Source organism: Vibrio floridensis (assembly GCF_021852965.1).
Classification (GTDB): Bacteria; Pseudomonadota; Gammaproteobacteria; order Enterobacterales; family Vibrionaceae; genus Vibrio; species Vibrio floridensis.
Map to the genome: position 1 here is coordinate 234421 of NZ_JAKGCY010000005.1, position 11846 is coordinate 246266.

Annotated in this window: 10 protein-coding genes; 9 read left to right on the forward strand and 1 reads right to left on the reverse strand. The window is 46.7% G+C overall.

Going from position 1 to position 11846, the window contains the following annotated elements; translation table 11 throughout:
* Positions 1-662: 662 nt before the first annotated feature.
* The 9 genes from malK to LZU85_RS11010 all read left to right on the forward strand — a co-directional run bounded on the left by malK (position 663) and on the right by LZU85_RS11010 (position 11148).
* On the forward strand, positions 663-1778 hold the full coding sequence (gene malK / locus LZU85_RS10970; RefSeq protein ID WP_011082430.1) for a maltose/maltodextrin ABC transporter ATP-binding protein MalK: 1116 nt from the start codon (positions 663-665) through the stop codon (positions 1776-1778).
* A gap of 347 nt (positions 1779-2125) precedes the next feature.
* Positions 2126-2770: a hypothetical protein gene (locus LZU85_RS10975; protein ID WP_237287093.1), complete on the forward strand. Its 645-nt coding sequence runs from the start codon at positions 2126-2128 to the stop codon at positions 2768-2770.
* A gap of 503 nt (positions 2771-3273) precedes the next feature.
* Complete coding sequence (gene vpsL, locus LZU85_RS10980) at positions 3274-4668, forward strand: exopolysaccharide biosynthesis glycosyltransferase VpsL (RefSeq protein ID WP_272909889.1); 1395 nt, start codon at positions 3274-3276, stop codon at positions 4666-4668.
* A 21-nt stretch (positions 4669-4689) separates the two neighbouring features.
* On the forward strand, positions 4690-5874 hold the full coding sequence (locus tag LZU85_RS10985) for an outer membrane beta-barrel protein (protein ID WP_237287094.1): 1185 nt from the start codon (positions 4690-4692) through the stop codon (positions 5872-5874).
* A 6-nt stretch (positions 5875-5880) separates the two neighbouring features.
* A complete protein-coding gene (gene vpsN, locus LZU85_RS10990; protein WP_237287095.1) occupies positions 5881-6399 on the forward strand; it encodes an exopolysaccharide export protein VpsN in 519 nt (172 codons plus the stop codon).
* 12 nt (positions 6400-6411) lie between these two features.
* Complete coding sequence (locus tag LZU85_RS10995) at positions 6412-8622, forward strand: GumC family protein (protein ID WP_237287096.1); 2211 nt, start codon at positions 6412-6414, stop codon at positions 8620-8622.
* Positions 8623-9399, forward strand: a complete 777-nt coding sequence (locus tag LZU85_RS11000) for a VpsP family polysaccharide biosynthesis protein (protein WP_237287097.1) — start codon at positions 8623-8625, stop codon at positions 9397-9399. It begins immediately after the preceding gene.
* A complete protein-coding gene (locus tag LZU85_RS11005; RefSeq protein WP_237287098.1) occupies positions 9396-9845 on the forward strand; it encodes a VanZ family protein in 450 nt (149 codons plus the stop codon). Before LZU85_RS11000 ends, LZU85_RS11005 begins: the two co-directional genes overlap by 4 nt.
* Positions 9838-11148, forward strand: coding sequence for an O-antigen ligase family protein (locus tag LZU85_RS11010; RefSeq protein WP_237287099.1), 1311 nt, complete (start codon positions 9838-9840; stop codon positions 11146-11148). Before LZU85_RS11005 ends, LZU85_RS11010 begins: the two co-directional genes overlap by 8 nt.
* Before the next feature lie 227 nt (positions 11149-11375).
* On the opposite strand, the gene LZU85_RS11015 is transcribed toward LZU85_RS11010, so the two are convergent.
* Positions 11376-11846 (reverse strand): calcium-binding protein (locus LZU85_RS11015; protein WP_237287100.1); only part of this gene is annotated, 471 nt, incomplete at its 5' end.

The window sequence follows — 11846 nt, forward strand, 5'->3', positions numbered from 1 at the left end:
CCTTTTTATATTTTGATGTAGGGCTACTCCACAGAGGATGAGCCGTATTTCGACGTATATCATCTGAAAAAACCTGCTCTGTCTCATCCTCCTATCCTCTACGCCCCAGATATTATGGCGTATTTTCGTGATCTACATCGTTAGAGGTAAGAGAGCAAAATCACAAAAACGGCACTCGATGCGATCGAATTCACATTTACTGACGCGATTATTGTGATATTTGCCCACTCTGGGGGAAGAGGCGTAGAACCCCCTCCTCCTTTTCTACTCCCCCTACAATTAATTAGCGTAGGAGGATGTAGGCGAGTGCTATATCGAAGAAACTGCACCCATCCAAGAGTGGATGGTAAGAACCCTTTCCCAGCAGACCAACTTGGTCACTGTTTTTGCTGGTTTTCATTGCCATACGAGTGGAATGTCATTAGTTAAGATGTTAGTGGTAGTTTGTTATTCACGGGGGAGACATCTTGATGAATGTGGGGGAGAAAACTCGTATTTGGCTATGGTGGGTGGCACTTTAATTTTAGGAACTCCATTTTTAAAGTGCCGCCCTGTTTTCTTACTGTTGCTTAACTTACCGATTCCTACTGTTACTGTCCGGCTCCATAATTCATATAATGATGGGCAGTGAATTATAAAAAAATTGATCGAGGACGAGCTAAATGGCGAGTGTCACGTTAAAAAATGTTTGTAAAGCGTATGGCGACGTATTGATTTCTAAAAACGTTGATCTTGAGATCAACGAAGGCGAATTCGTAGTATTTGTCGGTCCATCGGGTTGTGGTAAATCGACATTGCTTCGTTGTATTGCAGGGTTAGAAGACATCACCTCTGGCGATCTTTACATCGGTGAAGAGCGTATGAATGATGTAGAGCCATCGAAACGTGGCGTAGGCATGGTTTTCCAGTCTTATGCACTTTATCCGCACCTAAATCTCTATGACAACATGTCATTTGGCCTTAAGTTAGCGAAAGCAGACAAAAAAGAGATCGACAAACGCGTAGAGCAAGCCGCTGAAATCCTGCAGCTTGGTCACCTACTCGAGCGTCTACCAAAAGCCCTTTCGGGTGGTCAGCGTCAACGCGTGGCGATTGGTCGTACCCTTGTTTCACAACCAAAAGTGTTCTTACTCGACGAGCCGTTGTCTAACCTAGACGCAGCCCTGCGCGTTCAGATGCGTGCCCAGATTACCAAACTGCAACGTCAACTTGGTTGTACCATGATTTACGTTACGCACGACCAAGTCGAAGCGATGACCATGGCTGACAAAATCGTGGTACTCGATGGCGGTTTTGTCTCTCAAGTTGGTAAACCCCTAGAGCTGTACCATTACCCTGAAAATCGCTTTGTTGCTGGCTTCATTGGTTCGCCAAAAATGAACTTTATGAGTGTGCAAATCGTGGATGTAGAGAGCGAGCGCGTTCAAGTTAAGCTATCAAATGGCGTGACTTTCTGGGTCCCAGTGGATGGAACAACCGTCAACAAAGGTGATCGCATGTCTCTAGGAGTACGTCCTGAGCACCTAGTCTCCTCTGCACAAGGCGACGCGGTGATCGACGGTGAAGTGATGATCGTCGAGAAGCTGGGTAATGAAACGCAAGTCTACCTCAACCTAGAAAGTGCCGATGCGGATGTGATCTACCGCCAACCAGATACGTTGGACGTGGATTCTGGCGATCGTTTAGAAATTGGCATCCCAGCTCATCGCTGCCACCTATTCCACAGCGATGGCCGTGCGTGTAAGCGCCTATTTAATGAAAAAGGCGTAGAGCGTTAAGAATCTATAAATCTTCAATTAAATTAAGGCCCCTACTCATGTAAGGGGCCTTTTTCTATTAACTGCACCGAATCATAGGCTAAGGATAAACTAGATATAACAACACTTACTTTCAATGCATAACCAACACAAAACAGGGAAAAGGGTCATTTCACTGTCTACTTCACTGTTGAGCCGCGCTTACACGTATATTTGTAAATGTTCGATCCGCCTATTCTCATAAAACAACTAGCATGAAATGAGTCTCTATAATGAGAAACCAGACGAATAGGTACGAGGTGTCATATTCATGAGCAACATTAGAATTTATGATTCTACGTTGTTAAATGTGCAACAGGTGATTCCTAATGAAAAAAATCCTTTACCTCTCACTTATTGGAGCTCTACTTCCTCTAGGTGTAAACGCTGCAGAAAACTGCGGCACAACAGAATCCGTGAGTGAGCAAATCTCACAAGCGGGAGACAGTACTACTGCTGTAGCGGCTTCTCTTGCTCAGAGTTGCCCTGAACTGGCAGAAACCATTATCAGTCAAGCGATTGAGCAAAATCCTCAATTGGCCAATGAGTTAGTTGCAGCGATTATTGAGGTTGTACCGGCAGAGATGGTCACAAGCGTTGTTACAGCTGCCTTCAAAGCAGTGCCAGAAACGATGCGTTCTGAGTTGGTTGCCGCAGCAATCAAAGCACGACCAGATACTGAAACCGCTCAAAACGTAGTAAACGCTTTAGGAGAAACGGGCTTGATGGCACCGACTGATATCCTACTTGCTGCTATTCAAGGCGGCGCGGATCCAGCGACCATCTCTGAACCAACCGCAGCGGGTATCGTCAATGCGCCACAACCGGGGATTGAGAATGCAGCGCAAGAAGTGATTGCTAATGTCCCACAACAAGCGGTAGCACCGACGTTAGCACTGGTGACAACACCTGGGTCAAACGCAGCAATTGGTGCGGGCAGTGGCGGCGGTGGCGGTACAGCTTCACCCAACTAAACAGCGGAGCACTTGGAATTTTTCTGCAACATTTACTAGTGGTTTTTGAAGTCAGATCAAAGTGCGAATAACGCAATGACATTTGACTTCAAACCCTTAGCAAGCTTAGGAAAAGTAGAATGGTCAAAGACCTTGGCTCTAGGCAGTTGTCAGCTTACTGCCTGTCGTTACCTCTACTCATAATTAATACAACAGACACCTGAAGATGAAAGCCTGTCGGAAACTTGTCTGTGTATAACCTCGTTCGAACAATCCAAGGATTTGTGTTCGATTGAAAAAGTGGTTGATGTCAAAAAGCACTAGGACGAGTCACCCAGATGTCGGACCAAGTTTGCCTAATAGAAAAGATTCGCTCCAATCCAATGGACAATCATGTCAGGCACACAAAGAAAACATAAGAAAATGATACATATAAGAACCCAACTCTAGGGTCAACGAAAACTAAATTTTGGACTGCTGAGTTAAGGGGACAAAACTACGTCAATGGCAAGGATGTCTCGATCATGAACAATCAAAGCACCATAAGGCTTACGCAATATCAAGGTAAGATTTTTTACCGTTTTATTGACTGTATTGTAATTTTAGTTGCTCTTCAACTCGCACTTAAGTTGCATAGTCACGTCACGACTTTTGGCTATCTAGCCGCGGGATTTTTGGCAGTCATTGTTTATTCTTTCTTTGCTGAAAGTCTTGATATTTACAGTGACTGGCGTACGTCCAAATTAAGAAGACTCTGTGTTAGTACCCTACTTTCTTGGGGTTTAACCTTGTGCACACTTACTCTTTTGACCTATTTCAGTAAAACAGGGGAAAACTACTCACGCCTAGTGATTGGCTTCTGGAGTGCCTTCACTGTTTCCGGACTGCTTCTCTGGCGAGGTGTTGCTTTTTCTTTCGTCTACTATCTACACAAAAAAGGGGTTCACATCAAACACGCAGTGATTGTAGGCGTGACACCTCAAGGGATACAGCTAGCCAATAGCCTGCGTGAACACCCAGAGATTGGGATTAAACTGCTCGGTTTCTATGATGACCGAACAGCAGAACGCTTAATCGAAGGGGTACCTGTACTCGGAACTATAAACGATGCGCTGGCGCTAGCAAAGCAGGGCGATGTGCAAAAAGTCTACATTACCCTACCAATGCAAGCACAAAAGAGAATCTGCGACATTCTTGAAGCGTTCTCCGACAGTACCGTTAACACCTATATGGTTCCGGACTTCTTTACCTTTAACTTGCTGCATTCCCGTTGGTATACCATCGGTCAGGTCAACGCGTTTAGTATCTTCGATACGCCCTTCAACGGTGTTTCAACTTGGTTGAAACGTATGGAAGATTTGATATTGAGTTCGCTGATTTTGATCTTGATTAGCCCTGTGTTACTCGCGGTTGCCATCGGCGTCAAACTTTCTTCACCTGGGCCTATCATTTTCAAACAGATCCGTTATGGATTAGACGGTAAGTCAATCAAAGTGTGGAAGTTTCGCAGCATGAAGGTGATGGAAAACGGCAGCAAAGTGGTACAAGCAACACAAGGCGATCCGCGTATCACTCGCTTCGGCGCGTTTATCCGCCGCACCTCACTCGATGAATTACCACAGTTTTTCAATGTGTTGCAAGGACGTATGTCCATTGTTGGTCCCAGACCTCATGCAGTCGCGCATAACGAAGAGTATCGTAGTTTGATCAACCGCTACATGCTGAGACACAAAGTGAAGCCCGGCATTACCGGTTGGGCACAAATAAACGGCTGGCGTGGTGAAACCGACACATTAGAAAAAATGGAAAAACGTATTCAATATGACCTCGATTACATCCAGCGATGGTCAATTTGGTTTGATTTAAAAATTGTCTTCAGAACCGTATTCACCGGCTTTACTGGTCAAAATGCGTACTAGATTTATCTAAAGGATACAACAATGAACTCTTTTAATCTCAAGTTGCTCTCAACCAGTATATTGGTCGCTATGTCCAGTCATTCCGTAGCTGGACCAACAGCTGTACCGTATGAAACCGAATCAGGCATCGCCATTGCACCTTATGTGAATGTCTCACTTGGCCACAATGACAACCTCGCCAAGACGAGCAACAACACAGAAAGCTCGTCGTACAGTGTTATAGAGCCCGGTGTAGTGATTTCTCTTGCGCCAGGAACACAGCAGCATACTTTTGGCTATCGTATTGCTCGCGGAGACTATTTCAGTTCTTCACAAGATAACTTTACCGACCATTTTTTTGATCTTAATAGCGAGTGGGAACTCAACGATCGGCACCAGTTTAACCTTGCTTATGCGTTGGCCCTGACCCACGATTCGCGTGGTGATAACGATCTGACACTCAACTTGCCACACGACGAATACACCACTAACAACCTCAATTTCAAGTACACATTTGGCCGAGATGAAGCAAAAGGGCGTATTGAAACTAACCTAGGCTGGGGCGACCACACCTACAGCAACAACCGTAGCCTTACTCGTTTCCAAGATTGGCAAGAAAACCGCTTTAACGCCATTTTCTATTACAAAGCTTTTCCAAAGACTTCCATGCTGTTCCAAGTTATAGCCAATGACAAGAGCTACGATGAAACTGCTCCCAGTGCCAGCACGAAAGACAGCAAACACTACTTTTCTTATGTCGGTGCTAGTTGGGATGCCACAGGTGCACTGCAAGGCAATATTAAACTTGGTCTGCAACGCAAAAACTTCGAGGCCAGTGACAAATCAGACTACCATTCTTTCTCTTGGGATGCTGATGTCACCTATATGATGCGTTCCTACTCTGCCTTGACACTTGCAACCAACCGTCGCGCTGAAGACCCAGATGGTTTCGGCAACGCCATCGATACAACAACCTATTCTGTGAAGTGGCAACACCAGTGGAACGAGGTTGTTAACACTAGCTTGGGCTACCGTTTGCTTGATGAGCAATACGATGGTTCTTCGCGTGCCGATGACACCAATAACTTTGATGCCTCCATCAACTACGATGTGATGCGCTGGTTGAGCGTCAAAGCTGGCGTTGGGTTGGAATCGAAAGACTCTAATTTAAGTAACGTCGATTATGAACAAACCATTTATTTTGTTTCACTTGAAGGGGTGATGTAGTTCGTTATGAAGTATTTTTTACTTTTCTTTTTGGCATTGTTTTCATTACAGACGTTGGCAAACGACAGTCACTACAAACTGGGCGTTGGCGATTTGATCCGCATCCAAGTTTATGACGAACCTGAGCTGTCATTAGAAACTCGTATTAGTGATAGCGGTTCAATTGACTATCCGTTTTTGGGCCGCATCGCGCTGAAAGGCAAAAGTATTGAGCAAGTCAAAACTGCTATTCACAATGGTTTGCTCGATGGCTATTTGGTGAATCCAAACGTATTTGTCAGTGTGGTCGAATATCGTCCGTTTTTTGTCAATGGGGAAGTGAAGAAAGCTGGTGGTTATCCTTATACACCGGGTTTGACCGTAAACAAAGCCATCACCATTGCGGGCGGTTTTACAGAACGCGCCTCCAAAAACAATATCTTTATTGTGCCGAGTGACAACCCAAGTGCTCGGCCTGTTAAGGTGGCACTTTTAGACAAAATTCAACCCGGTGACATCCTCACCATCGAACAAAGTTTTTTCTAGGTAGTAGCATCAATGGAACATCCCCTTTCACAGCCTCGCCCGCAGGAACAGATTATCGATCTCCGTCAGATTTGGCATGGCTTGATGTCTTTCAAATGGCGTATTCTCAGCTTTACCTTCATGACCACTTTGCTGGCAATATTGGTCGCGCTTAATATCGCTCCACAATACACCGCGCGCGCCACGTTAATGATTGAAGCGAGCCAAGCACGTGCAGTTTCCATTGAAGAGGTCTATGGTATTGATACCAAAAGCCAAGAGTATTTTTTAACCCAGTTTGAAATCCTCAAATCGGATCGCATTGCAGAGCGAGTGATTGAGCGATTAGCGTTGGTTGATCACCCTGAGTTTAACCCAGAAGAAGGCGAAGCGGACTTGAGCCCAGCTTCGATTAAAGCTTGGCTGCAGGAGACGTTTCCTCTACTCGAAGCGTTGCAAACACCAACAACACCGCTGAGCGCTGAAGAGCAAGATTATCGTACTCAGCGCGCTGTACTGTCCAAATTTAAAGCAAATCTCTCGATTTCACCAATTCGAAAAACTCAGCTGGTAAATATTTCCTACACGAGCAAAGATCCTAAGCTGGCCGCGTTGATTGCCAATGAAGTGGGCAAGGTGTTTATTGAAGAAAACATCGAAGCCAAGCTGCAAGTGGCACAGGAAGCCAACAGCTGGCTGAACGTGCGCATGGAAGAGTTGAGAGAGAAAATGCGCGCTTCTGAAGCGAAGTTGCAGCAATTCCTCAAATCGGAAGGGTTGGTGGATGTTCAAGGGATTTCCGGGCTCGCCTCTAAAGAACTTGCCGAACTTTCAACGCAACTCAACAATGCACGTGATCGACGTGTCGCCGCAGAAACCCTGTTCAACATCACACAGAATCAGAGCAAGAAAGGCCCTGATGTGAGTGTAATTGCCTCGATTCCGGAAATTTCCAGCCACCCGACCATTCAAGATGTAAAACTGGCTGAGGTTCAAGCTGAGCGAAAAGTCTCTGAACTCTCCAAACGCTACGGCCCTAAGCACCCTAAGCTTAAAGCGGCCACCGCGGAGCTGGAGTCAGTGAAGCGTAACCTCAACAACGAAATTCGCCAATTAGTTAAAGGGATCAAAAGCGAGTTGCAAGCAGCAAAGCAATCGGAACACACGCTGCTGGCTGAAATGGACAAACGGAAAATCGAGTTCCAAACACTGAGCATCCAAAACGCTAAGTTCTCTGAGCTACAGCGTGAAGTACAAACCAACCGCGATCTGTTTGATCTGTTTTTAAACCGACAGAAAGAAACCAGTGCTTCTAGTGACTTTAACGCTACCGTGGCTCGATTTACCGATTTCGCTAAACCGCCGTTAGAACCAAGCAAACCCAACCGCAAACTGGTGGTACTGCTTGCGTTTGTCGCCTCCTTTGGGCTTGGTTGCGTGTTGGCTCTGGTGACCGATTCGCTCAAAGACACCTTTAGCGATGTCAAACAGATTGATAAGGCGCTTTCTCTGACGCTGCTTGGCACCATTCCTAAGTTGAAGCAACGTATGCCTCTGAGCCCAAAAGACTATTTTGATGACAAATATCGTCAGTTAATGGAGTCAGTGCGTAGTATTCGCACCGCTTACTTACTCGCCAATACCAACAAACCGAGCAAAGTTGTAATGCTCACGTCTTCACTTCCCGAAGAAGGAAAAACCACTTCCAGTATCAATTTGGCCCTTTCCTTAGGGCAAATGGAACGTACGTTATTGATTGATGCCGACTTGAGAAAGCCCTCTTTGGGAGGCTACTTCGGTTTGACCCACGCCCAACCTGGATTAACCAACGTACTAACCGGAACACATCAATTAGAAGAATGTCTCTTCCATGACGAAGCCCTCTCCTTGGATGTACTCAGCGCCGGCGTGATCACCAGCAATCCGTTAGAGTTGGTGTCTTCACCCGCCTTTGGGCAGTTGATCAACGAGTTGAAAACACGCTATGACCGAATCGTGATTGACTCGCCACCTTGTCTGCCAGTGAGTGACAGCTATGTATTGGCTCAATATGCCGATTCGACCATCATCGTGATTAACGCTGATCGCACCCGAGTCAGTGAAGTGAAAGAAGTAGTGATGCGTTTTGCACAACAAGGCACCCGCATGGATGGGGTTATCCTGAACAAACTGGATGCGAAACAAGCGAGCCGCTATGGTCATTACGGTAGCTTCCAAGGCTATTATGGCGCAAGGCAAGTTTAGATGATGCGGGGCAAGACAGTGACGCAAACAGGCCAAACATCACGTTCATTCAACCGACCAGCGGTGGTGGTAAAAGCCATCGCGCTGCTCTCTTGCCTTTGGGTTAGCTTTTGGGCCTATCATTTCGCCATTGCGTCACTCTACATATTGGCCAGTGAACGACAAATCGAACTGTGGAATAAAACGCCGCAAAACGTCACTCATGAGCATGTTGATAAGGTGACGGGTTGGTTAGAACGTGCTATTGAACACGATCCTCGCCATCCACATTACTACAATTTACTGGGAAAAAGCCATCAGTGGCAGGCGTATGTCCAATACACTGAACAGAAAAATGCCTCGATGACGACTGCGTTTTCTGAAGAAAAATCGCCGCAACGGGCGTTGCAGCTGGCCAAACAAGCATACATCAAAGGAGCGCAGCTTCGGCCAGAGTGGCCGATTACTTGGTCTGATTTGGCGCAAATTGAACATCAGTTAGACAGCTCAGATCTGAACCTGTACCTGCTCAATGCGGATCGGTTTGGCCCTTATATGGCCGAAGTGAACTTAACGCTTGCCAGTATCGGTTTGGAACGTTGGAATCAGTTGGACCGAGAGCTGCGCATGATGACGATGCGCCATATTGATCGGGCGTTACGTCATCCGCAAGTGGCTCAGCGTTTTGCCCGCCATGCGCAATCGCTGGATAAGCTCAATCTGGCGTGTGTATTGGCAAGCAGAGTACCTGATGCACCGCAAACACCGATCAGAGTGTGTCGGAAAGCGGCACTATGAAAAATCAGTGGTATTACTTGCGAGCCGTTCGCCCTATCGCGCTGCTGCTGTTCTGTTTTTTGGCGGTCAGCACCTTTGCGCTTTCACAAAGCAAAACATGGCAATTTCACGCGCAGTTGGCGCTGGAACTGGAACAATGGCTGGGCAGCGATCTGTACTTACACTTTCTGCTCGCTTTCGCGCTGAATTTTTCGCTGTTGGTGGCACTTTCTGGCGCGTTTCCTCACCTGCTGAGTGTGACACTCTCCAGCGGATTGCTAATACTGATTTGCGCGGCTGAAGAATTTAGCCAACGATTTTTTACCACGCGGCATTTCTCTTGGTGGGATCTGCTGGCCAGCTCGTTGGGCGTGTTCGCCTCGGCGTTGATTGGCCTCGCGGCGCTTTATCTTCTCTCTGCCAAACCTTCTACCCATTGCTTAACGAGGTCAACAAAACGTGATTAGGCCACTGCTTTTGCCCTGCTTTTTGCTGTTTGTATTTTGGCTCCCCATTCCATTGGGCAGTAACCGCCTTTGGGCATGGTCACTGAACGAGATGGTGATTGCACTGCTGCTTGGCGCTGCGGTGATCGGGATTTCTGCAACTCAGTGGCTGGAAGGGATAAAGCGGGCGAAATGGCTGTTGCTCGGCTTGGCGCTGATGAGTGTTTGGTCTTATGTGCAGAGCCTTGAGGCATTGCCACTGAGCCAAGATCGCCATCAAGCGTTTACCGCAGCGTTGAAATCACTGCACTATTGGCAGATTGGTTTGCTAGCGGCGGTGCTGATTAACACGCCACGCAAGCTGACGCTACTGGCGGTGTGTATGATTGCTAGCGGCCTGTTCCAAGCCTTTTATGCCAGTGTGATTACCCTACTCGACCTCAGTGTTTCTCCGGTGTGGCAGTATCCGTTATCGGATCGCGCATCGGGCAGCTTTGTGTACCAAAATCACTTGGCTAACTTTTTGATGATGTGTTTATGCCTCGGCTTTGGCCTTTTGGTGGCGCAACTCAAAGAAAACTCAAGCAGCTCGTTTTCTCGACAATTGAAGGAAGCACTGGCGATGCTGCTCTCAAGCAAAGCGCTGCTGCGCCTTGCACTGATCATTATGGTGATTGCGCTGGTGCTGACCCGTTCGCGCATGGGCAACACGGCGTTTTTCACTGCTTTGACGGTTGGCAGCTTGCTGCTGCTTTTGTTTTATAAAAACAAGCCGAAAAGTTTGTACATTCTGATTATCAGTTTGTTTGTGATTGATGCGTTGGTAATTAGCCAGTGGTTTGGCCTAGAGAAGCTGAAACAGCGTTTGGTGGAGACGAGTTTAACCCATGAATCGCGTGATGAAGTGGTGTTGGATACTTGGCAAGCATTGCTGCAAGAGCCACTGACGGGCTATGGTGCGGGCAGTTTTTATTCTGCCTATCCGCAGTTTAACCAAAGCCAGGTGACGCTGTTTTATGACCATGCGCACAATGACTACCTGCAGTTTTTGTTCGAGTATGGTGCGCTGGTGACGGCGCTGATGGGGCTGATGGTGCTGTTTTGTGGCTATCGCGCGTTTCGCGCCTTTCAACAGCGGAGAGATAAAACATTACGCGGTTTAGGGCTCGCCTCGTTGATGGTGGTGATCGGCATGTTGATTCACATCAGTGTTGACTTTCCGCTGCAAGCTCCAGCCACGACGATTTACTTTATTTTGTGTTTGCTGATTGGTTTGCTCAGCCAGAGCTTGACATCGGCGAAGCACTCAGAGCGAACTTCGTAATCAAGGCCAACACCTACGCAATAAGCTGTACTGGCATTAAGCGGTGCTTACCACAACATACCTACTCTTACCTACTGTTGCCATTCCCTTTCCAGCGGGAATCCATTAAACCGCAAGCAACACTTACTTAGTACGTTCATTATTATAATCTCACTCGTTAGTAAACAAACTGCCATACATTAAAATAGCGGGCAAGTAAGAAGCGTACTTGCCCGCTATCTAACACACTACCAGTCTAAGTTATTTGCTAGCTGAACTTGCATTTCTTCAATCAAAGCAGATATACCAACGCCATATATTGGATATTCAGAAACATCACCTCCAACAAACTTCGTGGTAGCAGCACTATTGGTATCCGTTGATACTAATACTTCATCTAGAGTAGCCGCTGTTGTAGACAAAACGTCATCTAACGAGAGGATAGTACTACGCGCTAGCACTAGTGGCTGAGAGTCGGACGTGCCAATAGGTGTCTCCGTCGGTTCATTTAAGTAAGTCCATGATCCATCGATAGCGTCAACCGTTAGCAAATCATCCAGAATCACACTCGCTGTAAATTGTGGTTTCATCGTGTCTTTATCAACAACACCATCGGCAAATTCAATGCGATCGACCGCTGAATGACTATCCGCCATATGGTTGAGAATTCGTAACGATTCACCGCTGTTAGACAACAACACCAGGTCTCGACCTTCGAT